This is a genomic window from Maridesulfovibrio sp., assembly GCF_963677005.1.
GTDB lineage: Bacteria > Desulfobacterota > Desulfovibrionia > Desulfovibrionales > Desulfovibrionaceae > Maridesulfovibrio.
The window spans coordinates 3,186,840-3,209,927 of sequence record NZ_OY781616.1; the positions used below are offsets into that span (position 1 = coordinate 3,186,840).

General features: G+C 53.0%; 20 protein-coding genes and 1 tRNA gene. 13 read left to right on the forward strand and 8 right to left on the reverse strand.

Translation table 11 applies throughout. The features are described from left to right. Positions 1-158 precede the first annotated feature (158 nt). The 8 genes from tkt to ACKU4E_RS14160 all read right to left on the reverse strand — a co-directional run bounded on the left by tkt (position 159) and on the right by ACKU4E_RS14160 (position 7,667). Positions 159-2,138, reverse strand: coding sequence for a transketolase (gene tkt, locus ACKU4E_RS14125; protein ID WP_320171723.1), 1,980 nt, complete (start codon positions 2,136-2,138; stop codon positions 159-161). Between the two features lie 131 nt (positions 2,139-2,269). Further along, positions 2,270-2,704 carry a ribose 5-phosphate isomerase B gene (gene rpiB, locus ACKU4E_RS14130; RefSeq protein WP_320171724.1) on the reverse strand — a complete coding sequence of 145 codons (435 nt, stop codon included), beginning with the start codon at positions 2,702-2,704 and terminating at the stop codon, positions 2,270-2,272. 163 nt (positions 2,705-2,867) lie between these two features. After that, positions 2,868-2,952: transfer RNA gene (locus tag ACKU4E_RS14135), tRNA-Tyr, on the reverse strand. A gap of 22 nt (positions 2,953-2,974) precedes the next feature. Further along, positions 2,975-3,286, reverse strand: a complete 312-nt coding sequence (locus ACKU4E_RS14140) for a hypothetical protein (protein ID WP_320171725.1) — start codon at positions 3,284-3,286, stop codon at positions 2,975-2,977. 32 nt (positions 3,287-3,318) lie between these two features. Further along, positions 3,319-4,149, reverse strand: coding sequence for a hypothetical protein (locus ACKU4E_RS14145; RefSeq protein ID WP_320171726.1), 831 nt, complete (start codon positions 4,147-4,149; stop codon positions 3,319-3,321). A gap of 14 nt (positions 4,150-4,163) precedes the next feature. Beyond that, the gene (locus tag ACKU4E_RS14150; protein WP_320171727.1) at positions 4,164-5,924 is read right to left on the reverse strand and encodes a tetratricopeptide repeat protein; all 1,761 of its coding nucleotides are present in this window, start codon (positions 5,922-5,924) and stop codon (positions 4,164-4,166) included. Continuing rightward, positions 5,921-6,709, reverse strand: a complete 789-nt coding sequence (locus ACKU4E_RS14155; RefSeq protein ID WP_320171728.1) for a hypothetical protein — start codon at positions 6,707-6,709, stop codon at positions 5,921-5,923. Before ACKU4E_RS14155 ends, ACKU4E_RS14150 begins: the two co-directional genes overlap by 4 nt. Continuing rightward, positions 6,690-7,667 carry an RNA polymerase factor sigma-32 gene (locus tag ACKU4E_RS14160; protein ID WP_320171729.1) on the reverse strand — a complete coding sequence of 326 codons (978 nt, stop codon included), beginning with the start codon at positions 7,665-7,667 and terminating at the stop codon, positions 6,690-6,692. Before ACKU4E_RS14160 ends, ACKU4E_RS14155 begins: the two co-directional genes overlap by 20 nt. 392 nt (positions 7,668-8,059) lie before the next feature. Between ACKU4E_RS14160 and ACKU4E_RS14165 the strand changes: the two genes are divergently transcribed. From ACKU4E_RS14165 to ACKU4E_RS14225, 13 genes are all read left to right on the forward strand, one after another. Then, positions 8,060-10,480: a homocysteine S-methyltransferase family protein gene (locus tag ACKU4E_RS14165; RefSeq protein WP_320171730.1), complete on the forward strand. Its 2,421-nt coding sequence runs from the start codon at positions 8,060-8,062 to the stop codon at positions 10,478-10,480. A 129-nt stretch (positions 10,481-10,609) separates the two neighbouring features. Then, entirely contained in the window at positions 10,610-11,092 is a 483-nt protein-coding gene (locus ACKU4E_RS14170; RefSeq protein WP_320171731.1) for a TlpA disulfide reductase family protein, read from the forward strand. A gap of 6 nt (positions 11,093-11,098) precedes the next feature. Continuing rightward, positions 11,099-11,557 (forward strand): N-acetyltransferase, encoded by a 459-nt coding sequence (locus ACKU4E_RS14175; protein WP_320171732.1) that lies wholly within the window; start codon positions 11,099-11,101, stop codon positions 11,555-11,557. A gap of 26 nt (positions 11,558-11,583) precedes the next feature. After that, positions 11,584-12,108, forward strand: coding sequence for a hypoxanthine phosphoribosyltransferase (gene hpt / locus ACKU4E_RS14180; RefSeq protein WP_320171733.1), 525 nt, complete (start codon positions 11,584-11,586; stop codon positions 12,106-12,108). A 73-nt stretch (positions 12,109-12,181) separates the two neighbouring features. Next, positions 12,182-13,615, forward strand: a complete 1,434-nt coding sequence (locus tag ACKU4E_RS14185) for a DUF3426 domain-containing protein (protein ID WP_320171734.1) — start codon at positions 12,182-12,184, stop codon at positions 13,613-13,615. A 338-nt stretch (positions 13,616-13,953) separates the two neighbouring features. Then, a complete protein-coding gene (gene radA, locus ACKU4E_RS14190; RefSeq protein WP_320171735.1) occupies positions 13,954-15,270 on the forward strand; it encodes a DNA repair protein RadA in 1,317 nt (438 codons plus the stop codon). 164 nt (positions 15,271-15,434) lie between these two features. Then, on the forward strand, positions 15,435-15,818 hold the full coding sequence (locus ACKU4E_RS14195; RefSeq protein ID WP_320171736.1) for a response regulator: 384 nt from the start codon (positions 15,435-15,437) through the stop codon (positions 15,816-15,818). Positions 15,819-15,980: 162 nt separating this feature from the next. Continuing rightward, on the forward strand, positions 15,981-17,624 hold the full coding sequence (locus ACKU4E_RS14200) for a SulP family inorganic anion transporter (RefSeq protein WP_320171737.1): 1,644 nt from the start codon (positions 15,981-15,983) through the stop codon (positions 17,622-17,624). 105 nt (positions 17,625-17,729) lie between these two features. Beyond that, positions 17,730-18,836 (forward strand): non-hydrolyzing UDP-N-acetylglucosamine 2-epimerase, encoded by a 1,107-nt coding sequence (wecB, locus tag ACKU4E_RS14205; RefSeq protein WP_320171738.1) that lies wholly within the window; start codon positions 17,730-17,732, stop codon positions 18,834-18,836. 333 nt (positions 18,837-19,169) lie between these two features. Continuing rightward, entirely contained in the window at positions 19,170-20,300 is a 1,131-nt protein-coding gene (gene potA, locus ACKU4E_RS14210; RefSeq protein WP_320171739.1) for a spermidine/putrescine ABC transporter ATP-binding protein PotA, read from the forward strand. Continuing rightward, complete coding sequence (gene potB, locus ACKU4E_RS14215) at positions 20,278-21,126, forward strand: spermidine/putrescine ABC transporter permease PotB (protein WP_320171740.1); 849 nt, start codon at positions 20,278-20,280, stop codon at positions 21,124-21,126. Before potA ends, potB begins: the two co-directional genes overlap by 23 nt. Next, a complete protein-coding gene (potC, locus tag ACKU4E_RS14220; protein ID WP_320171741.1) occupies positions 21,123-21,887 on the forward strand; it encodes a spermidine/putrescine ABC transporter permease PotC in 765 nt (254 codons plus the stop codon). Before potB ends, potC begins: the two co-directional genes overlap by 4 nt. Continuing rightward, positions 21,884-22,909 (forward strand): extracellular solute-binding protein, encoded by a 1,026-nt coding sequence (locus tag ACKU4E_RS14225; RefSeq protein WP_320171742.1) that lies wholly within the window; start codon positions 21,884-21,886, stop codon positions 22,907-22,909. Before potC ends, ACKU4E_RS14225 begins: the two co-directional genes overlap by 4 nt. The last annotated feature ends 179 nt before the right edge of the window (positions 22,910-23,088 follow it).

A 23,088-nucleotide genomic window follows, 5' to 3' on the forward strand; every position in this document is an offset into this window, starting at 1 on the left:
ACAGAATAAGAAAAGCCTCCGGCATATTGTCGGAGGCTTTTTAGTGTGCAATTCAATTAGTCGTCCAAGGTGGCGAAGCCCCGTTAAAAACTTAAACCCTTTTCAAAGGGTTTAAGGCTCCCAGCAGGGTCGCCGAAGGCTTTATGCGACTATTAAAGCTAAAACTGCTTCTTCATGATCTCGGCGAGGTTTCCGGCGGTGAAACCGTACTTCTCGGCGAGCTGTCCGGCAGGTGCTGATGCGCCGAAATGATCGATGCCGAGCACTGCTCCGTCTATACCTACATATCTGTACCAGATTTCAGGGCGTCCGGCTTCGGCGGCCACACGGGTTCTTACTTTGGGATCGATTACGGAGTCCTTGTATTCCTGATCCTGTTCTTCGAAGAGTTCCATGGAAGGCATGGAGACCACGCGGATCTTTTTGTCCTTGATCATGGATGCTGCTTCGATTGCAAGGGATACTTCGGAACCTGCTGCAATGGCGATCATATCCGGAGTGCCTTCGCAGTCCTTGATGATGTAGCCGCCGCGTTTTACTCCTTCTTCGACCTGCGGGTACTCGGCCTTGTCGAGCACGGGCAGTCCCTGACGGGTAAGCATGAGGGAGGAAGGACGCTTGGTCTGTGCAATGGCGAGTTCCACACATGCTGCGGTTTCGCGGGCATCTGCGGGGCGGAGCACCAGCATGTTCGGGATGAGCCGCAGAGAGGCTACATGTTCGATGGGCTGGTGGGTGGGTCCGTCTTCGCCGACATAGAAGGAGTCGTGTGTGTAGATGTATATGACCGGCAGATGCTGTAGGGCGGACATGCGCATGCCGTTTCTGCAGTAGTCGGAAAAGGTCAGGAAAGTGGCACCGAACGGGATTACGCCGCCGTGCAGGGCCATACCGTTGAGAATGACGGACATGGGAAATTCACGCACGCCGAAAGCGAGGTTGCGGGCTTTTTTGCCGTCAATGGCGAAGTCTCCGACCTTTTTGCGGAAGTTCGCGGTCTGGTTGGAGGGATCGAGGTCTGCGGAACCGCCCACAAGGGTGGGCAGGGCATCGGTAATGGCATCAAGACAGGCGCCCCATGCTTTTCTGGTGGCGATGCTCTGTCCGGCTTCGAAGTCGGGCAGTGCGAGCTTGATTTCATTGCGCGGTTTGTTGGCTTCGGTCCAGAAAGCGGCGATTTTTGCGTCCGCAGCCAGGGCTGCATCGCTTTTTCCCTTCCACTGTTCTGCAGCGGCTTTGAGTTCCGGAAAACGGGAGCGGAAGTGTTCCACAACGTCTTCGGGTACGTAGAAAGTTTCTTTTTCGGGAAGACCGAAGCATTTCTTGGTTGCTTCGATTTCTTCGTTGGAAAGCGGGGAGCCGTGGGTGGAATGGCTGCCTTCGCAGGTGGCGGCACCCTTGGCCATGACGGTCTTGCCGATGATTATGGTCGGGCGGGCAGTTTCGGCCTGACCGGCTTTTACTGCTTCGCGGATAGCTTCGTGGTCGTGTCCGTCGATTTCAATTACATGCCAGCACATGGCTTCGAAAACTTTCTTGAAGTCGGTGCAGTCGCATTTGCTGGTAGGTCCTGCGAGCTGAATATCGTTGGAATCGTAGAAAACGATGAGTTTGCCGAGTCCCCAGAGTCCGGCCAGTGCGGCTGCGCCAAGGGATACGGGCTCCTGGAAATCACCGTCGGAGGAAAGAACGTAGGTGTGGTGGTCTACTACATCATCACAGGTGTTGGCGTTTAGGAAGGCCTCAGCCGTAGCCATGCCCACGCCGATACAGAAGCCCTGTCCCAGCGGACCGGAAGTAGCTTCCACTCCGGGGGTCATGTCATGTTCCGGGTGACCGGGGGTTATGGAACCGAGCTGACGGAACTGTTTGAGGTCCTCTATGCTCAGGAATCCGCACAGGTGCAGGATGGAGTAGAGCAGCGGAGATTCATGCCCTGCAGCCATCACAAAGCGGTCACGATCGGACCAGTCCGGATTTTCCGGGTTGAATTTGAGAAAATCCTTGTAAAGGACGTAGGCGAAGTCTGCCGAAGACATGGAACCGCCCGGATGACCGGAATTGGCCTTGCGGATGGAATCCATGATCAGTCCTTTGACAACGTTGACCGCTTTCTGGTCCAGTTGGCTGTTGCCCATTTGTGAGTTCCCCCTGAAGAGTGGATATTTTTATACAGCATCAATTCCGGCTTTCCGGGATTGTCCTGGCATGCTGTCTTACGGTTATAATTAAAAAATCCCGCACTGATATGATCAGGCGGGATTGTGTACTATTGCGGATCGAAAAGATTGATTCTGCGCAGGTGGCGGTCTCCTTCAAATTCGGAGGTCATGAATGCGCGTATGATTGACTCGGCCAGGCCGGGGCCGATGACCCTTTCACCCAGACAGAGAATATTGGCGTTGTTGTGTGCCCGGGCCATAGTTGCCATGTATTCATTGGTACACATGGCGGCGCGGATGCCTTTGTGCTTGTTGGCGGCCATGGACATGCCGAGGCCGGTGCCGCAGATGAGGATTCCCGGAATATTTTCCGCACAGACCTGTTTTGCCACCTTTTCGGCGTAGACGGGATAGTCGCAGCTGACCGGAGCTTCCGGTCCTGCATCGACGACCTCATAGCCCATTTCGGTGAGCAGTTTGATCGCGAATTCCTTGAGGGAGAATCCTCCGTGATCCGAACCGATTACTACCTTACCGGCCATCTGTTTTCTCCTGCGCCGGGTGCTCAAACGCAAACAGGCACAGCCATAACCGCATTCCGGGGAAATTTTTCCGCGGAACTTAGGTTGAACAGCCGTGCTTCGGTGTATGAGGTCAACACCCTGTACTTTTAGGTTTTGTTAAACGGCGTATCGGAATCAGGGGTGGTGGTGGGGGGAGGATTCGAACCTCCGAAGGCGCTGCCGACAGATTTACAGTCTGTTCCCTTTGGCCACTCGGGAACCCCACCACTATATTATGAAATATCCTGATCAGATATCCATTTCACGTTCATTGTCGCGGTACTTTACGTTCCGCTTTGCAGCCTGCTCTTTTTTGAGCCTGCTGATCTCATCCTTGAAAAAGTCTATCTGCTTTTTGCAGAGTTCTGCATCTCCAGCGGAGTCACCGCAGGTGATCTTGCCGAGAAGTGCATATTCTTTTTCCAGACGTTTTTCAAGCTGGCAAACTTCGAGGTTTCCAAGAAGCTTGGAGAAGACTCCTCTCATTTCCTGCAGCCATACGTCAAGTCCTATTTTGAAAATATCAAAAATTCCTTTCTTTTCGCCTGTATGCACGGTCATGCTTCCCTCCCGTTATGAAACTTGTGAATATGTCAATTGACCTTAATGTAGCTGGCCCGGTCCAGACGGACGGTCCGGGTGCCTTCAGGCAGCTGCATTTCCAGGGATTTGTCCGGCCATTTGCTGGCGGAGAATTCTCTGGTTTTTATTCTGAGCACGGCCCTGCCGCCGTTTTCAGTGTACACGGTGATTTTTCCGGGCAGCATTTTTCCGGAGTCGCCCTCCTCATAGGAGGTCAGTTCCATGCGCCATGGCGTCTCGCCGCATCCGGTCATCCCTATTGGAATTCCCTGACCGGTCAGGGTGACGGAGCTTAGCGGTCCGTCATTGAAAAAAAATTGTCTGTCACCGTTGCCGTCCACCGGATTTACTGAATTATAAGTGGACTGGATGAGTGACTGATAACAGCCGCCGACCAGTCCGGCAAGGTCTTTCAGGGAAAAAGGAAAGGGCAGGCCGAGAAGTTTGACCCCTCTCTGAGGGGAACTGTGGGTGTATACTGTTTCCTGCTCCGGGTAGTATGCTGTCAGTCCGGATTCGTCTTCACGGATGTGGGCGATATAGGCACCTATTCCGGCCCGCACGTCAAGTCGCAGCGGGGTTTCGGCATTGCCCCAGAGTGTTATGGTTGTCCGGTGCCCCCTGCCTTCCGCTGAATAGAACAGGCTGCCTGTGGCCTTCAGTCCGGTTGCGTTGCATCCGGAATAGGCGGCAAGAAATCGGGCGTAAACATCGTCAGCGTAATTCTGCTGTATATTGTGCCCGGCGCAGCCTCCCGCAAAGACGAGAAGCAGCAGGACAATCACCGCAGCAAGCGGCTTGTTGAGCGAAGTTTTTTCCGGTCTGTGATCTGGTCGGTACAAGGTTGCCCCTGTTGTTATTTCTGGAGGTCTTTAAGCTTTTTTTGAATCTCGGCTTTGTTCTTCGCATTGAACTTGAGCGCTTTTTTGTAGCCCTTGACGGCTTCGGCTTTTTTCCCGTTGCTGAGAGCTATGTCTCCATAATGCTCCCACAGTTCGGCCTGCTTAGGTCTGAGGGAAACCGCACGGTTTATCTGCTTCCATGCTTCCTCAAAATTGCCCATGCGATAATTCACCCAGGCCAGGGAGTCTATTATGTAGCCGTTGTCCGGTTCGAGTTTGTTGGCTCTGGTGATCAGCACCAGCGCCCGGTCGAGATGCTCGTTTCTATCGGCCAGCAGGTAACCTACGAAGTTGAGCGCGTCTGCGTGGTCCGGATGCTTGGCGATGATCTGCTCCATGTATTTGATGGTCTGCTCCACATCGCCGTTACGTTCCGCGCTTACGCCGAGCTGGAAGAGGATGTCCGGATTGTCCGGTACATTTTTGTTTCCCCTGAGCAGGGCTTCATCTGCCAGCGCAAGATCCCCGGCTGTGCTGTGCAGGGCCGCTTCCAACAGGTAGAAGTTGGCTGCCGCAGGGAATTTTTCCTGTCCAAGGCGGATTACCTCAAGGGCTTCGTCGTTGCGCTTGAGGTCTATCAGCAGGTGGGCCTTGAACTGCAGACTCCGGTCGAAATGTTCGCTTTCCGGTTTTATCTTGTTCAGGTATTCAAGCGCCTTTGCCGGATCGTCTTCGCCCTCGTAGGCGATGGATGATTTGAAAAAGTAATAGGCATCGGGAACGGGCTTCTGCTGGGCGAAAATATCCAGGATGGTGGATGCCTGCCCGTAGAATTTGGCACTCAGGAAAGCCTGTGCCGCATCAAGCAGAAAGCCGTTGTTGCGCGGACCTTCCAGCACCAGCCGCAGGGCCTGTTCCGGATTGTTGAGTTTCAGGGAAAGTTCTACCAGTCGTAACCGGATGTGGCTGGAAATATCCGGAAATTTAAGCATTTTGTAATAAATGCGTTCGGCTTCGGCATAGTCTTTTTCCTGCTCGTGCAGGTAGGCCAGTTCCCCCCATGCTTCTACCAGTTCCGGGTTTATTTCAACCGCTTTGTGAAAGCTTCTGATGGCCTGTTTGGTCAATCCCAGACCAGCACTGGCCTTGCCGTGCAGGTAATGGATGCGGGAAGTGCGCTTGTCCATGGGGATAACTTTGAGGATATCCAGAGCCTGGGCATATTTTTTCTGCTCCAGATAGATGCGCGCCAGATGCGTACTGACGATCAGGTCGTCGGGTTTCTTGTGCAGGTATTCCTTGAGCACCGCTTCGGCGTCACGGCTGCGGTTGTCGACTATGTAGGTGTTTGCAAGATTTATGGTCAGATCTCTGTTCAGGGGGTACTTTTCCAGCCCTTCCTTGAGAGTTGCGCGGGCTTCGTCCAACCGTTGCGCAGTCCAGTAGATGGCGAATTTATCAATGTAGAGCTGAATTGTCGGCTCCACCGCGATGATCCTGTTCAGAACCTCCAGCGCCTGTTTCTGTATGATCGCAGCTTCGTTCAGGGCTTGCGGAGAGTTCAGACCGCTGCTGATCAATTGTCCCAGTCTGGATCGGTAATCCATGTAGACAAGGTAATCGTAAGTAAGCTGCGCCTCTGAGCTCAGGGGAAGTTTTACGGCCGGCTGCTGTATGGTTTTGGAAGCACATCCCTGAAGAAACAGCATACCGAGCAGGATCAGGGTGCATGCTGTTGTTACGATTATTTTGCAGATGCCGTTGCTGTGGGTCATATAATGTTTTCCGGAGTCTCGGCTGATTTATATCTGGGATCTTTGACCAGCTCGGTCAGTTTTTCGTATATGGCCGATCCTATGCTGATACCTTGAGCTATCATCTCGGGACCGTACTGTTTTCCGGTTTCTGTCCTGAATGTCGATTCGATCGACTTGATTATCTCCAGTCCCTTGGGGAATTTTGCGGTGATTTCCTCAATGGTCCAGTCTTCATAATCACATATTTCCCAGAGTGTTGTGGAAAAGTTATCCGGTCCCCAGCGGAATTTGTCCGCATCATAAAGCGCTCCGCTGAGCAACTTGAGTTCCGGGTCGTTTTCAATTGGTTTTTCCGGCTTGAAAGCTTCATGCCGGGCAATTGATTCTGCTATGAGGTCCTTGCTGCGCTCGGAAAGGGGATAGTTCTTGAGAATTACTCTGGAGGTTTCGGCCCCGCGCTGCGCATGTTCCGTGTCCAGTCGACAGCTGTCGTGCAGCAGGCCGCAGAACTGGGCCAGGAGCACAAGTTCTCGCACCCTGTCCGAATCCATGTCCTCGCCTTCCTTGAGGATGATGGCCCCGGCCTCTATGGCCACTTTCTTGGAATGATAAACTCCGTGGGCATATTCATCATAAAGGAATGGCAGAACGTCCTCTTGAAGTCTGATCACCAGAGGGTGGTCGAAAAACATGTCCCGCGCGAATTCGATCTGGGTTTCCAGATCGCGATAGAAAACCGGCACAGGAAGAGCCGAGGCCATGGCCTTGGCTTCCTTTTTTAGTTCAGTAAGCAGTATGTTCATTTTCTGGTATCCAGTCAGGAGAAAAGTCTTGTATTTTATCGGCCAGATGTTCCTTAAGCTTATCAAGAAGCCTTGCTTCGATCTGGCGTACCCGTTCCCTGGTTACTCCGAACTCTTCACCGATTTCCCGCAGGGTTCTCGGAGAATCGGAAAGAAGACGGTCATTCAGAATCACCTGTTCCTTGTCGTTCAGGTCCGGAACAATCGTTCTGAGCTGTTCAAGCAGTAATGTGGAAATCTCTTTGTTGGCAAGAGTTTCTTCAACACCAAGTCCGAGATCGGGCAGGAAATCCATGCGGGTGGCTTCCGAATCCTCACCGAATTTCAGGTTCAGCGAGAGGTCGTTCTTGGCCAGCCGCTGGTCCATTTCCGTAATTTCCTCTTCGCTCACGTTGAGATTCTCGGAAAGCTGCGAAGTCGTGGGGTCGAAGCCAAGGGTCTGTAACCTTTGGCGTTCCTTGTTGAGGTTGTAGAACAGCTTGCGCTGGGTCTGGGTTGTCCCGATTTTGACCATGCGCCAGTTGTCCATGATGTATTTCAGGATATATGCCTTGATCCAGAAAGCTGCGTAATAGGAAAATTTGATCCCCTTGTCGGGGTCGAATTTATTGACCGCCTTCATGAGGCCGACATTCCCTTCCTGAATAAGGTCCAGAACGTTCTGCATCCAGCGGCGCTGAAAGTCCATGGCGATTTTCACCACCAGTCTTAGGTGCGATGAAATCAGGCGGAAGGCGGCTTCCTGGTCGCCGTTCTCCTGCACCCGTTTGGCCAGCCGGAATTCTTCATCCGGGTCCAGCAGCGGAAACCTGCTGATTTCCTGCAGGTACAGATGCAGAGGGTCCCTAGTAGCTATTTCCCCGCGTGCTTTCGGCGTGGGGAGAAAGTCATCCTTCGGAACTTCCGTTTCCTCGTTTTCAACGATTTCCAATTCTATGGGGTCGTCATTTGATGTCATTGGCCGGATTGGTTTTCCTGTTCGGCTGAGATTTCTTGAATATTGTATCGAAAACTTGAGATCATATCAGTAATTGATAAGGATATAGTTTTTGTTTGTCCTTTTCAATGTTTTTAAGTAGAAGCGTTTTCAACGCATATAGCCCTCCTTACTCCTGAACGATCCGCCTGCAAATATACGGCTGTGGCAGCCGGACTGCCGATAAAGGGAACCCTGTACAGGGAGCCCGGCGGAATCATTACTCATCCGGATTTTGGCGGAATGCTTGCCGGACTTCGGTTTATCGGGCTTGCCACAGGTCGGCACGGCTGACATTATTTCAAACACCAACATAGGATCAATCAGCCTTTTGGCTGGGATTTTTATTCATAACATTTCCGGAGCAGTTTATCATGCCAGATTTTCGCAAAGCCTTGAATGACGGACGCGTGTATTTTTTTGATGGCGGGTACGGAACCTTTCTGCAGAGCAGGGGGCTTCCGGCAGGCATGTCCCCCGAGTTGTTCGGTCTGCATAGTCCCGAAGTCATCAGATCCGTGCATCAGGATTATGTTGATGCCGGTGCGGATGTTCTGACAACCAACACCTTTGGCGGAAGCCGTCCTAAACTCGGAGCCGATGCCGATGTTGTCGGGTTGAACCGGGAGATGGCCCGCATAGCCCGCTCCGTTGCCGGAGACAGGATTTTTGTTGCCGGAAGTGTCGGTCCTACCGGACATTTCGTGCGTCCTCTGGGCGAGTTGACTTTCAGGGAAATGGTGGAAATCTACAAGGAACAGATTCGGGGTCTTGCCGAAGGCGGTGCCGACCTGATCCTCGGGGAAACCCATTTTGACCTGGCCGAAGCCAGAGCGGTCGTTATCGCGGCCCGCGAAGTATGCGATCTGCCCGTCGGTATTTCAATGACTTTCGAATCTCCTTCCGCCTGTCTGACCGGAACTTCTCCGCTGACATTCATTGACACCATGCAGAACATGGGTGTGGAACTGATGGGCACGAACTGCAGCGCCGGACCGGAACAGATTTTCGAGGCCCTGCAGAACATGAAGCCGCGCCTTTCTTCCCCTCTGCTGGTGGAAGCCAATGCCGGCCTGCCCGAGCTGGACGAAAACCGAAACACCGTGTTCCGTCTCAAACCGGAGCCTTTTGCCGAACAGTCGGCCCGTTTTCTGGATATCGGCGCCAAGTTCATCGGCGGATGCTGCGGGACCGGCCCCGACCATATCCGGGCCCTGCGTGCTGCTGTCGGTGAAGCCTCCTGGAAACGTCCGGTTCCCGAGGACGACTGCCAGATGGTCCTGACCTCCCGTTCCTCTTCCGTGCCCATCGGTTTTGAGCAGCGCGGAGTGATCATCGGCGAGCGCATCAACCCCACGGGCAAGAAGGTGCTTATTGCCGAGCTCCAGAAAGGACAGTTCACCGAGGCCATGAAGTTCGCAGAAGAACAGCTTAATGCCGGCGCTCCGGTGCTGGATGTGAACGTCGGCGCACCCATGGTGGACGAGGTGGAGATTCTTCCGGCCCTGACCAGAGAGATTTTCGCCCGCCATCCGGCTCCCCTGAGCATAGACTCCACCAACCCCGATGCTGTCGAGGCTGCACTCTGGGAGTACCCCGGATCACCGCTGGTAAACTCCATCAGCGGAGAACCCGGACGCATGGAGCGTCTGGGACCGTTGTGCCGAAAGTTCGGCGCTCCGTTCATTCTGCTGCCCATAATCGGCAGCAAGCTGCCGTTTACCTGCGAGGAAAAGGTGCAGGTTGTATCCGACCTGCTTAAGCAGGCTGACGATTACGGCATTCCGCGCAGACTGATCATGGTTGATGCCCTGGCTCTGACCGTGTCTTCCAAGCCGACTGCGGCGCGCCATTGCCTCGACTTTATCCGCCACTGCAGGGAGGAATGGAATCTGCCCACCGTGCTGGGCCTTTCCAACGTCTCTTTCGGACTGCCTGCGCGTGAACTGCTTAACTCCACTTTCCTGACCCTGTGTCAGGGACAGGGACTTTGTGCATTCATCGCCAACCCCAACTCTTCCCGACTGCGTGAATCCCTGTATTCGGCCGAAGTTCTTCTCGCCCGCGACAAGCAGGCTGAGCAGTATATTGAAAATTTTTCCGGATGGACACCTTCCGGTGACGGTGGAAACACCTCTTCAGGCGGTCCTGCCGGTAAAAAGGATAAATCCGGTGCGGACAATCTTTTCGACGCCGTGGTCAAAGGGGATCGCGGCAGGATTGTAAGCCTTATCGAGCGCGATCTCGATGGTGGACGCGATCCTTTTGCGCTGGTCAATGAAGACCTCATTCCAGCCATTATGGATGTCGGTGAAAAATACGAGCGCAAGGAATATTTTCTCCCGCAACTGCTGCAGTCTGCGGAAACTCTGCAGAAGGGATTCGTCAAGCTCAAGCCCCTGCTTGAAGCCGCAGGTGGAGCGGAGCCTAAGGAAACCATAGTAATGGCTACTGTGGAAGGCGATATCCACGACATCGGTAAAAATATTGTCTGCCTGATGCTGCGCAACCACGGATACAACGTTGTCGACCTTGGAAAGGACGTTCCGGCTGAAGCCATAGTGGATTCCGCTGTTGAGCACGGGGCAAAGATCATCGGTCTTTCCGCGCTCATGACCACCACCATGGTGCGCATGGAAGACACCGTGAAGCTTATTCGCGAGCGCGGTCTGGACATGAAGGTCATGATCGGCGGTGCGGTAATTACCGGGGGGTTCTGTGATTCCATAGGCGCTGACGGCTGGTCCACGGATGCCGTGGCCGCGGTGAAAGTTGCCAAGGAACTCTTGCAGTAGAAGCGTATTGCATGGAAATTTCCCCTGCCGACAGTTTTCCTGTCGGCAGGGGCTGTTTTGAATTATTTCCGGTAATCTGCTAATGCGGATTGAAATGAAAACAGTTTTGCCGTCAAAATTGGGGTTTTTATGAAAATTACGCGTAAAATATTCGTGATTCTGGCTCTGCTGCTACTTGTTGCCGGCTGTGATAAGGCCGGGGGAACCGAGGGTGTGGAAACGATCAACGCCAAAGGTATTCAGGACCTGATCGACAGCAACAGGGGCCGGGTAATCATGGTCAACTTCTGGGCTACGTGGTGTCCTCCCTGCCGTGCCGAGATTCCGGAACTTATTGAACTGCGCAAGAAGTTTTCCGATGACGATCTGGTGATGATCGGAGTTTCGGTTGATGCCGACAGTTCCGCTGTTAACGATTTCATGAAGAATACGCAGCAGTTCAATTACCCGATTTATTTTGCGGCTGACGATGTCGGCAGCTACTTCAGGATCAAGTCCATTCCCAGAACGCTGCTTTATGATCCCCATGGAAAGCGTGTTTTCGATAAGGAAGGCAGCTATCCTGGAGCAATGTTTGAAAATTATATAAAGAAATTGTTGAAGGACCGGTAGAAACGGATGGCGATAATCAGAAAAGCGGTGATGAAGGACGCAAAGGCGATTCACCTCATCATCAAGGACAGGACCAAGGACGCAATGGTCCTTCCCCGGCCACTTAATTCCATTTATAATCATTTACGCGATTTTTTTGTGGCAGAAGCGGATGACGGTACAATTGTAGGGTGTTGTGCGCTGGCAATCAGCTGGGATAATCTGGCGGAGGTTCGCTCTCTTGTCGTTGTTCCCGAAGCAAGGGGGTCTCGACTCGGAGAGGCCATGGTTTCCGCGTGTTTCAAGGAAGCTCTGGATCTGGGTATCAATGAAGTCTTTGTTTTGACCAATATTGAAGAATTCTTTGCCGGTCTCGGATTCGTGGCAACGGACAAAAATATCCTGCCCCAGAAAATCTGGGCGGACTGCATAAATTGTCCCCTGTTCCCGGATTGCGATGAAATTCCAATGCTGATCAAACTTTAATTTCGAAAAATAAAAGGAAAACCGCTATGGCCCACAGCCTTAAGGAAGTTCTCTCCAAAGAAACAATAGCTGAAAGAATAAAGGAACTCGGTAAAGAAATTTCCGCAACTTACGGCCAGGAACCTTTGATCTGCGTATGCGTGCTCAAAGGGGCCTATCTCTTTTTTGCGGACATCACCAGGGCGCTCAGTTCCGATCCGGAGATAGATTTCGTTCGCCTTGCCAGTTACGGTTCCGGCACAAGCAGAACAGGAAATATGAATTTTTCCAAAGATCTGGAGGTATCTATTGCCGATAAGCATGTTCTTATCGTAGAGGATATCGTAGATACCGGGCATTCGGTGGAATTTCTCAAACATGTATTTGGAAAACGCAATCCCTTGTCCATAAAAATTTGTTCCTTGATCGATAAAAGGGAGCGCCGCGAGGTGGACCTGGAAGTTGATTTTCCCGGTTTTGTGGTTGATAGCGGCTTTCTGGTGGGTTACGGAATGGACTATGCTGAAAAATACAGGTATTTAAGTGCGGTGTATGAACTGGAAAATGTTTAGTTCCGGCAACTTGATATGAAATAAAATCCGGTATTACATTAGTTTAACCCATTGATGGCAGGTAGAGCGGTCCATGATAGTTACATGTCCAAAGTGTGAGACCAAGTTCAATTTACCCGAAAGTAAAATTCCGGCGGGCGGAGCAAAGGTGAAATGCTCCAAATGCGGCAATATCTTTAAAGTGACGCCTCCCGCCCCCGCTCAGGAACCTGAAGATGAAGTCGATGCCATGCTTCGGGAAGAGCAGGCTGCCGAGCAGCCCAGCCCGAAACCTGTGCCCAAACCCAAGCCCGCGCCTAAGCCTGCACCGGAACCGGCACCCGAACCGGAGCCGGAACCGGAACCGGAACCGGAAGACACCTCTTTTGATGATGATCTGTTCAACGAAGCTGCAGACGAGCTTGGTGACGAGCTTGAGGATGATCTTTTCGCCGGTATTGACGATGATACTGCCGAGGGCGGCAAAGATGACGAATTTGAAGATGACCTTTTCGGTGGAGATACCTCCAATGATGCGGAAATAGGGGCAGACCTCTTTGACGATGACGAAGAACCTGCCGCCGGTCCCGGTGAAGCCGCAGCAGAGGATGACGGTTTCGACATCGATGATGAATTTTTTGATGATGACGAACCCGCCGCTGAGCAATCTGCCGCCGGTCCTGCCGAGTCTGATGATGAACTCTTTGATGACGATGATCTTTTCAGCGAAGATGCCGAAAGCGATGATTTTTCCGATGATGGACTTTTCGACGAGGAAGACACTGTTGAAGAGGAATCCGGGAGCATGGATTTCGGGGAAGATGATGATATAGAGGAAGAGGATTTTGTAGAGGACGACAGCCTGGCTCTTGATGACGGTGAGATTGACGGTATCGAAGAGTCCGATGAGATCGGTTTTGATCTGGACGATGACCTTGATGCCCTGCCTTCATCAAAGAAGGGCGGTAAAAAAGGCAAGGGGATGATAATCACCCTCGTGCTGCTGCTCCTGTTTGCCGGAGGAGCCGGGGCTGCCTGGTATTTCAAGGTATGGGAATCACTTCCGTTCTCCATCCCGTTCATCTCTTCCGATGATGCAGGCACCAGCGATCAGAATGAGCCTCCGTCCAAACGTTTCAGCAAATTCTCTTTTAAGGATCTGCGCCAGTTCTACGTGAACAACGATAAGGCCGGGCAGCTTTTCATCATTGAAGGCAAGGTGGTCAATAATTTTGCCACTCCCAAAGAGCTTGTAGAAGTAGAAGCACAGCTTTTTGATGACAAGGGGCAGGTTCTGGATTCCAGACGGCTTATGTGCGGGAATACCCTTTCCCTGTTCCAGCTTGAAGTGCAGTCCAAAGAGGAAATAGAAGCCGGTCTTGCTTCCAAGGTCGGAATACTTTCCAATAACACGCTGCTCAAGCCGGGAATGGATACACCGTTCATGGTCGTGTTCTTCAAGCCTTCACCCTCGGTCAAAGAATATGTGATCAATGTGGTGGACGCCAAGAATCCGCCCAAGAAATAATCCTTGCCCGCTCGGCCCCAGCGGTCGCGGCGAGGATAAAACGAATGCCGAAAGTTTCAGGCGGGAGATATACCAAAGGTTGAATCTCCCGCCTTTTTGTTTTTATGAGTATTTGATGCGCTCCGCGTGTTTGATAAACGGATTTAGTCTCTATAATTTTTATCCCAGCTTATCCGTGCGCGGGGCGTAAGCTTATTGAAAGGTTTTGAAAAGGGGAGTCCAGAGGGGAAAAACTTTTGCAAAAGTTTTTCCCCTCTGGCCGCCGGAGGCAACCGGCGCCAAGGGCAATGGTCCCGTGAGATATAAATGATAACATTTATCCGGAAGCCGGAGGAATTTTGAAGACCAGAGACGTGTTCATATGTTCGAACTGCGGAGCGCAGGCTTTGAAATGGCAGGGACAGTGCCCGAGATGCGGGGAGTGGAATACCTTGCAGGAAAAGGTTGTAGTTCGCAGAAAGGGCGGAGTGGTGCATGCTGCTTCCGGGGTGCAGGCTGTGCCGCTGTCCGAAATTCCGGCTGAGTATACCGAGGCGAGGTCTACCGGGTTCCGTGCACTTGATGTTGTGCTCGGCAAAGGGTTCGTGCCCGGAGGGGCAGTGCTGCTTGGCGGTGAGCCGGGTATAGGTAAATCAACTTTGCTGTTGCAGCTTGCAGCGGAACAGGCGCGCATGGGCAACAAGTCCGTTTATTTTTCCGGCGAGGAGTCGCTGGCGCAGATACGCGGCCGTGCCGATAGGCTTGGGCTGCTGCATTCCGGAATGCTGGCAGTGGCTTCCACCAGTGTGGAAGAGGCCGTTACTCTGCTTGAGGCACCGGAAAAGCCCGACCTCATGATCATTGATTCGGTGCAGACCTTATCTTCGCCGCGCGCGGAGGGCATTCCCGGAAGTGTGAGTCAGGTGCGTGCCGTATCGTCGGAGCTGGTAGAGGCGGCAAAGAAGACCAGCACCACGCTGGTCATAGTCGGACACGTGACCAAGGACGGCCAGATCGCCGGGCCCAAGCTGCTGGAACACATGGTCGACACCGTTCTGTATCTGGAAGGTGACCGCAAGCACATGATGCGCATCATGCGGGTGCTCAAGAACAGGTTCGGTCCCAGCGATGAACTTGTGGTCTTTTCCATGCGTGAATCGGGAATGGAAATTGTCGAGGACCCATCCACATTGTTTCTTGGAGACCGCGATGAATCCTGCTCCGGGGCTGCGGTGGTGATGGCCATGGACGGGCACAAGCCTTTTGCTGTCGAGGTGCAGGCGCTTGCCAGCCGCACGGTTCTTTCTATTCCCCGGCGTACCGCTTTGGGTTTCGATACCAATAGATTGAATCTTATTCTGGCCGTGCTTGAAAAGAGGCTCAATCTGAATCTGGGCCAACTGGATATTTATGCCAAGATAGGCGGGGGGCTGGCCATGCGCGACCCCGGTCTTGATCTGGGAGTGGTCGCGGCGGTGCTGTCCTCGTTCTATGATATGCCGCTCCAGCCCGGAGCCGTCTTCTGGGGCGAGGTGGATCTTAACGGGCGCATACGCCCTGCCTCCGGAGGTGAGACCCGTCTGAAGCAGGCGGACCGTCTAGGTTACGGGCCGATTTATCAGTCCGAGACCTGCCGCACCCTGGACGAATTGCAACGCAGGCTGTTCGGATCATAATTTACACTGGCTGACCGGGTAGATTTCGGCCGGAACAGTGGTACACTTCTACCCGAACAGTGATTTTATAAAATTTTATTGCACGACTCTTCCAATTTAGTACATTCTTGCTCTTCGTATGCTTTTTATCCATGAACATGGTTTAGCAGATAAAGAGGGCAATTATGTCTATAAACGTTCTTCTTGTTGATGACGAACCGGGCCTTACGGAAGCCTTGTCCAAACGGCTTTCCAAAAGAGGCTATACCGTGCATGAGGCCGACAGCGGCAAAGGGGCGCTCGACCTGCTCGACCGGGGAACCGGTGTGGATGTCGTGGTCCTTGACGTGCGTATGGCCGGAGTCAACGGTCTTGAAACTCTCCATCGTATCAAAAGCGCCTATTCCGGCGTGGAAGTGGTCATGCTCAGCGCTTACGCCACCCCCCAGTGTGCCGTGGAATGTCGGCGCTGGGGCGCAAGGGATTTCCTTAGGAAGCCCGTACATCTGGAAGAACTTGTCGCAGCAATAGATGCCGCAGCATCATCCCGCCATCCTCGACCTCAGTAATTTCCGTAATTCATTAATTCATTTTCCATAGTTTGGAGTTGCCTCCGGCGGCCAGAGGGGAAAAACTTTTGCAAAAGTTTTTCCCCTCTGGACTCCCCTTTTCAAAACCTTTCAACAGGTTTTCGTCCTGTGCATGGATAGGCAGGTTGTTTGGTGAATATTATGATCAAAGATTTAGGTAAAAACATTCGTGGTGATCTTTTCGGCGGGGTCACGGCGGGCATAATTGCTCTGCCGCTGGCTCTTGCATTCGGTGTGGCCAGTGGCGCCGGAGCAGCCGCCGGACTTTACGGGGCGATAATCCTCGGATTCACGGCGGCTCTGCTGGGGGGAACTGTCACGCAGATTTCAGGCCCGACCGGTCCCATGACCGTGGTGGTCGCCGCAACCCTGACATCGTTCTCCGGTGATATGGGTTCCGTCTGCGCTGTGGTCGCCCTTGGCGGGATAATGCAGGCTTTCTTCGGCCTGTTCAGGCTCGGGGCATTCGTGCGTTTCATTCCTTACCCGGTCATATCCGGGTTCATGTCCGGCATAGGCGTGATAATCATCATTCTCCAGATTGATCCCATACTCGGCGTTAAGGCCTCCAGTTCTCCTGCTGCGGCTCTGATGGGTCTTTCCGGGGCGCTGGCTGCGGCGTCCACTCCGAGCATCATGCTTGCCGTTGCGACCATGGCCATAGTCTTTCTTGTTCCTGCACGGATCACCCGGATAATTCCTTCGCCGCTGATAGCACTGCTGCTGACAACGGCTGCGGCGTGGTTTTTCCGCCTCCCGGTCATGACCATTGGGGAGATTCCCTCTTCGCTGCCCGACTTCAGCCTGCCGGACTTTGATCTGCACAACTGGAGCTATATCGCCGGGACGGCGCTGGCCCTTGCCGCACTTGGCAGCATCGACTCGCTGCTGACCTCACTGGTGGCCGACTCCCTTACTAAGGACAGGCACGATTCCAATCGAGAACTCATCGGGCAGGGCATCGGCAACATGCTTTGCGGTTTTTTCGGCGCACTGCCCGGAGCCGGGGCGACCATGAGAACGGTCGTTAACGTTAAGGCCGGGGGCCGTACCAGACTTTCCGGGATGATTCATGCGTTTGTACTGCTTGCCGTCATTCTAGGTGCCGGTCCTGCTGCGGAGCATATTCCGCTGGCCGCGCTGGCCGGGATACTGGTCAAGGTCGGGGTGGATATACTGGACTATCGCATGCTTAAGATGATCCGCAGGATTCCGCGCAGTGACCTTGCCGTTATGCTCACCGTATTCGGAGTGACTGTTTTTGTTGATCTGGTTCTTGCCGTGGCCGTGGGTGTGACTCTGGCTGCCATGATGACCACCTGGCGTATAGCCAGCCAGACGCAGATCAGTATTTTCGAATCCGACCGCTGCAGTGTGATGAAACGCAGGGAAAAGGATATTCAGGAGCAGAGCAGCTTCCGTATCCGCGTGGTCAGCATCAACGGGCCTTTCTTTTTCGGTACTTCCTCCCAGATGTCGGACAAGGTTGAGAAGCTTGTGGGTACGCGCATCGTGGTCATAAACTGTATGGATGTGCCTTTTGTGGACGTATCAGCTGTTTTTGCGCTCAATGAGATGGTCGAGAAACTTCGGTCTGCAAACATCACGGTCTTGATGGCCGCCAACGAAGCCATAAGCAGGCGGCTTGGTGATATGGGCATTGTGAAGCTTGTCGGAAAGGAAAACATGTTTCTGAGTCACGGCAGTGCCTTGCAGGTAGCAATGCTTGCCTTGAATGAGGAGGATGAGCGGGCCGCATTCAAGGGGCCGCTGGCGGAAGTTTAATTCGAGTTCAGCCCTTGCTCAAATCGGCTGCGGTGTATAAGGTCGTGCTGCCGTTGCGGCATGGCCCGGATGTCCCATCAATTACCGATTTGAGCAAGAGCTGTTATGACGAAGAAAGTCTTTCTGGTCGCCGGAGCGCGGCCGAATCTTATGAAGGTTGCCCCTATTTTCCGTGCTTCGCGGAATGTCGATTCCGTTCAGTGCGAAATGGTCTACACCGGGCAGCACTACGACCGCCAGATGTCGCAGGTTTTTTTCGAGGATCTCGATATTCCGAAACCTCGGTTCAACATGGGTAAATCCACCGGCACGCATGCGGAGCAGACCGGGGCGATAATGATCGCTTTCGAGAAGATGTGCATGGAGGAAAAGCCCGACCTCGTGGTGGTTGTGGGTGATGTCAACTCCACACTTGCCTGCTCTGTTACCGCGCGCAAGCTCCATATTCCGGTGGCCCATGTGGAGGCGGGCCTGAGAAGCGGTGATACCGACATGCCCGAAGAAATAAACCGCATGGTCACCGATTCCATAAGCAATCTTTTTTTCACAACCGAAGACCACGGGCGCGACAATCTGCTGCGCGAGGGCAAGAATCCGGACAATATCTTTCATGTGGGCAACGTGATGATCGACAATCTTTTTCACAATGTCGGGCGATTGGGCCCCGATATTGTGTCCGGTTTCAGCTGCAGGGAATTAAAAGAGAAAACAGGCCGTTACGGGTTTATGACCCTGCACCGCCCCTCCAATGTGGACAATCGCGAGGTTCTTGAGGGTATTGTGGATGCCCTGAACACCATTTCCGCTAATCTCCCGCTGCTTTTTCCCATTCATCCGCGCACCGAAAAGATGATGAAGCTTTTCGGCATTTCCTTTTCCGAGAATGTGCATACTTTCCCTCCACTGTCGTTTCGGGAATCACTGTATCTTTGGAAAGACGCGCAGGTCGTTATTACCGACAGCGGCGGCCTGCAGGAAGAGACCACCGCCCTTGGAGTACCTTGCGTGACAGTCCGGAAAAACACGGAGCGTCCTGTGACCATTGAAAAAGGTACAAACGTGCTGGCCGGTATTTCCGGGGAGAATATCCTGCGCGAGGTCGGCAGGGCTCTGGAAAGGTCCGGGGGTGAGGCTCCGAAGATAGAAGGCTGGGACGGTCATGCTTCCGAACGTATCTGGAAGGTGCTGGTCGAGTTTCTGGCCGAGAGATGACGGAGCAGGTGTTTCCGTTATTCTGAAGGGCTATCTTTTTCTTTGTAAATCAATTGTGTTCCCGGTATACTGAATTTTCATTCTTTTTTTTTGCCGCATCGAGTAGCGGTGTTTTGGGCCTGCTGTTTCAGGTTTACGATACAGCCGGGTCCCTTGTGTCTGTTTCCGGATTATCCGGGAACGGGGCTGTTTCGGACGCTCGGCCGTCCGGTGTTGGGTTTTGGCGCGGCTTTTTTGTCGCTGTGTCGAAATTTACGGGAAAATCGGCATAAACGTTTTTCCTGTCGGCTGCGGGATTTTTCCCGCGCAGTCTTATTTGCATGGGGGGCTGTCATGGAACAGCAGAAGACTCTTGTGGAGTTGCGGGGAGTCAGCAAGTCCTTTGACGGGGATATTGCTCTGGACAATGTCGACATCTCCATCAGGGACAAGGAATTCCTGACCATTCTCGGTCCTTCCGGATGTGGAAAGACCACCATCCTCAGACTTATCGGCGGATTTGAAACGCCTGATTCCGGTTCTGTGCGCATCGGCGGACAGGCGGTGAACGACCTGCCCCCGGAAAAGCGGGCGGTCAATACCGTTTTCCAGAGCTATGCGCTTTTTCCGCATATGAATGTCTTCGACAACGTGGCTTTCGGGCTGAAAATGCAGAAGATTCCGGCCGATGAGATTCGCGCGAGGGTTGAGGAAGCGCTTGAGCTGGTTGAGATGGCCCGTTTTGCCAGACGCAGGCCGCAGGAGCTTTCCGGCGGACAGCAGCAGCGGGTGGCTATTGCCAGGGCGCTGGTCAACAAACCGCTGGTTCTGCTGCTTGATGAATCCTTTTCAGCGCTTGACCGCCGTCTGCGCAAGCAGATGCAGATGGATATAAAGCACCTCCAGAGGGAAACCGGAATCACGTTCGTGCTGGTTACTCATGATCAGGAGGAAGCCTTTACCATGTCCGACCGGGTGGTGGTCATGAATCACGGACAGGTCGAACAGGTGGGGAGTCCGCGCGAGGTTTATGAAGAACCCGAAAACCTTTTTGTGGCGCGGTTCGTGGGCGAAACCAATTTTTTTGACGCCGTGGTGGAATCGTGCGTTCCGGTGAGCGGCGGCTACAGAATAAGAGCCGCCATGGAGGGCGGAAGCTGTTTTCTGCTCGGAAACCGCGAATTTTCCGCCGGAGATGATGTGCGGGTCCTGTTGCGCCCGGAAGACCTGCAGTTGGAAGCTTACTCCGATCATTGCTTTACAGATGAGCGGCCCGTGTTCAGGGGACATGTGATGGAAACCGTGTACAAGGGCACCACCTACGATGTTGTGGTTGAACTTGAAAACGGGCGTAATGTGCTGGCCACCGAATTTTTCAATGAAGACGCTGAAAGCGTTGCCTTCCGTCCCGGCGATGAGCTTGCCGTGAGCTGGATTGAAGGCTGGGAGGTGGTTCTGCCGCATGAAAAACAGAGTGAACTCTAAGTCCGCCGCCTCCGCCATATGGATATGGCTGATCCTGCTGATTGTTATTCCGAATATTCTGGTCCTGGGCGTTTCCTTCCTGAGTGTAGATACCGATAATTTCGCATCGCTGCCTTTAACCCTGGAGAATTACCTTGATCTTCTGGACCCGGCGGTGCTGAAGATTTTTTCCCGCTCTTTCAATCTTGCCGCCGTGGCGACACTGATATGTCTCATTTCAGGATATCCGTTCGCCTGGTTTCTGGCCCGGCTTTCGAAACGCTGGCGGCCCCTGTTTCTCCTTCTGGTCATCGTTCCTTTCTGGACCAACTCGCTGGTGCGGACTTACGCCCTGGTGGCCATGATCAATGCCAACGGACTGATCAACAAGATCCTCATGTCGTTTGATCTCGTGAGCATGCCGGTTCAGATGCTTTATACCAGAGGGGCGGTCCTGCTCGGACTCAGCTACACGCTGCTTCCCTTCATGGTGCTGCCACTTTATTCCTCCATAACCAAGCTGGACCCGAGACTTCTGGAAGCCGGACGGGACCTTGGCGCCGGTCCGGTGAGTACCTTTCTGAGAGTTGCGCTGCCCCTGACCATGCCCGGTATTGTCTCCGGCTGCATGCTGGTTTTTCTTCCCGCGTTGGGCATGTTCTATATTCCGGATATTCTGGGGGGATCAAAACAGGCACTTATCGGAAACTTTGTTCGGGATCAGTTCCTTGTGACGCGTGAATGGCCGGTGGGAGCTGCCGCCAGCGTATTTCTGACCGCGCTTATGGGTGTAATGTTTCTCGTGCAGTCCGTTAGCCGGGCCAGGGCAAGCAGGAAGCGCATATGAGTAAGCTGAACCGTATTTATTCCTTCATGGTTTTTGTCTTTCTTTACCTGCCGCTGGCGGTGATGGTGGCCTATTCCTTCAATTCATCGAAGTATTCGATGAACTGGAAGGGATTTACCTTTGACTGGTATTTCCGGCTGGCCGGTAATGACCGCCTTGTGGAAACCGCCTTGAATTCATTGATGCTTGCTTCTGTCTCGGCCACCGTGGCTACCGCGATAGGCACTGTCGCTGCGGTGCTTATCACCAAATACCGGTTTTACGGCCGCCGCCTGATGAAAGGTTCTCTTTATGTGGTGATGATGGCCCCGGATATTGTCATGGGGATATCCCTGCTGATCCTGTTCGTGGCCTTGTCCGTACCGCTTGGATTCTGGACCCTGCTGCTGGCTCATGTGACCTTTTCCGTGCCTTTTGTTGTGGTGACGGTTTCTGCCCGGCTCAACGGGCTGGACCCGCATCTTCTGGAGGTGGCCAAGGATCTGGGAGCCGGAGATTATGAAACTTTCAGGGATATAATCGTACCCCTGGCCTGGCCTTCGGTTCTGTCCGGATGGCTTTTGAGTTTCACCCTGTCCATGGATGACGTGATTGTCAGTTTTTTTACCACCGGCCCTTCATTCGAGATACTTCCCCTGCGGATCTATTCAATGGTGCGGCTGGGGGTGAAGCCGGAAGTGAACGCGTTATGCGCAGTGATGATTGTGGTCACCCTTGTGCTGGTGAGCATTTCGCAACTGCTTATCAAGGAGAAAAAATGAAAAAACTGTTTTTTACGCTGTTGTTGCTTGCCGTTTCGTCTTCCGCCTTTGCCGGGGACCTGATCCTGTACAACTGGTCGGAATACATGCCCAGAGAAGTTCTGGAGCAGTTTACCAAAGAGACCGGAATCAAGGTCAAGGAAGTTACCTACGACAGCAACGAGGCCATGTTTACCAAGATCAAGATGGTCAAGGATCATGGGTATGACCTTGTTGTTCCGTCTACCGATTTTGTTATCCGCATGAGTGCCGAGGGCCTGCTTCTGCCTCTGGACAAATCAAAGCTGCCCAACTTTTCCAACCTCGACAAGCGGTTTATCGATCGTGATTTCGACAAGGGTAACAAGTACAGCGTGCCGTATTTCTGGGGTTCTTCCGGGATAGCGGTAAACACCGATTTCGTTCCTCTCAATAAGGTCAAGTCGATCAAGGACCTGCTTGATCCTGCCCTGAAAGGCCGCATCCTGCTGCTCAATGACCTGCGCGGAGTTTTTGCCATAGCCCTCAAGGCCAATGGTTATTCCGTCAATGATCGTGACCCGGAGCATGTCAAGGCTGCGTATGAATTTCTGCAGAAACTGCTGCCCTCGGTAAAAGTTTTTGACTCCGACTCTCCGAAGCAGGCCATGCTGAGTAACGAGGCCATGGTCGGTCAACTCTGGAACGGGGAAGCATATGTTGCCAATCAGGAAAATCCCTCTATCAAGTATGTCTATCCTCAGGAAGGGTACAGTCTGTGGATGGATCATCTGGCTATTCCCCGTGGAGCCAGAAATATTGAGGAAGCGCATAAATTCATCAATTTCATTCTGCGTCCGGATGTGGCGGCCAAGATCGCGTCCGAACTGGGATATTCTTCTCCCAATGCCGAGGCCGTCAAACTGCTGCCCGAAAAGATGCGCAAGAACCCCATTTCATATCCTGACGACGAAATCCTTGCTCGCGGTGAATTCGAAGTGGGGCTTGGTGATGCTACACCTATGTATGAAAAGTACTGGCTGAAACTCAAGACAGCCGAGTAGAAGCCGTTGTATTTAGAGTTATTACCCGCTCCCGCCTGTCGGGGGCGGGTTTTGTTTTGATGCGCTCCGCGTTTTTTGGGTGGCAATTATCATGTTTTTAAATCCCGTCTCTTTGGTATATGTAGAAAACATCAAGTAACCTGTCAGTTGGTAACGTATTCGAACCGGACTGATATCGT

Bases quoted from the DNA above. Each gene is read 5' to 3' on its own strand.
- tkt (WP_320171723.1), bottom strand. From the start codon at position 2,138: ATGGGCAACAGCCAACTGGACCAGAAAGCGGTCAACGTTGTCAAAGGA.
- rpiB (WP_320171724.1), bottom strand. From the start codon at position 2,704: ATGGCCGGTAAGGTAGTAATCGGTTCGGATCACGGAGGATTCTCCCTC.
- ACKU4E_RS14140 (WP_320171725.1), bottom strand. From the start codon at position 3,286: ATGACCGTGCATACAGGCGAAAAGAAAGGAATTTTTGATATTTTCAAA.
- ACKU4E_RS14150 (WP_320171727.1), bottom strand. From the start codon at position 5,924: ATGACCCACAGCAACGGCATCTGCAAAATAATCGTAACAACAGCATGC.
- ACKU4E_RS14155 (WP_320171728.1), bottom strand. From the start codon at position 6,709: ATGAACATACTGCTTACTGAACTAAAAAAGGAAGCCAAGGCCATGGCC.
- ACKU4E_RS14160 (WP_320171729.1), bottom strand. From the start codon at position 7,667: ATGACATCAAATGACGACCCCATAGAATTGGAAATCGTTGAAAACGAG.
- ACKU4E_RS14165 (WP_320171730.1), top strand. From the start codon at position 8,060: ATGCCAGATTTTCGCAAAGCCTTGAATGACGGACGCGTGTATTTTTTT.
- ACKU4E_RS14170 (WP_320171731.1), top strand. From the start codon at position 10,610: ATGAAAATTACGCGTAAAATATTCGTGATTCTGGCTCTGCTGCTACTT.
- ACKU4E_RS14175 (WP_320171732.1), top strand. From the start codon at position 11,099: ATGGCGATAATCAGAAAAGCGGTGATGAAGGACGCAAAGGCGATTCAC.
- hpt (WP_320171733.1), top strand. From the start codon at position 11,584: ATGGCCCACAGCCTTAAGGAAGTTCTCTCCAAAGAAACAATAGCTGAA.
- ACKU4E_RS14185 (WP_320171734.1), top strand. From the start codon at position 12,182: ATGATAGTTACATGTCCAAAGTGTGAGACCAAGTTCAATTTACCCGAA.
- ACKU4E_RS14195 (WP_320171736.1), top strand. From the start codon at position 15,435: ATGTCTATAAACGTTCTTCTTGTTGATGACGAACCGGGCCTTACGGAA.
- ACKU4E_RS14200 (WP_320171737.1), top strand. From the start codon at position 15,981: ATGATCAAAGATTTAGGTAAAAACATTCGTGGTGATCTTTTCGGCGGG.
- wecB (WP_320171738.1), top strand. From the start codon at position 17,730: ATGACGAAGAAAGTCTTTCTGGTCGCCGGAGCGCGGCCGAATCTTATG.
- potA (WP_320171739.1), top strand. From the start codon at position 19,170: ATGGAACAGCAGAAGACTCTTGTGGAGTTGCGGGGAGTCAGCAAGTCC.
- potB (WP_320171740.1), top strand. From the start codon at position 20,278: ATGAAAAACAGAGTGAACTCTAAGTCCGCCGCCTCCGCCATATGGATA.
- potC (WP_320171741.1), top strand. From the start codon at position 21,123: ATGAGTAAGCTGAACCGTATTTATTCCTTCATGGTTTTTGTCTTTCTT.
- ACKU4E_RS14225 (WP_320171742.1), top strand. From the start codon at position 21,884: ATGAAAAAACTGTTTTTTACGCTGTTGTTGCTTGCCGTTTCGTCTTCC.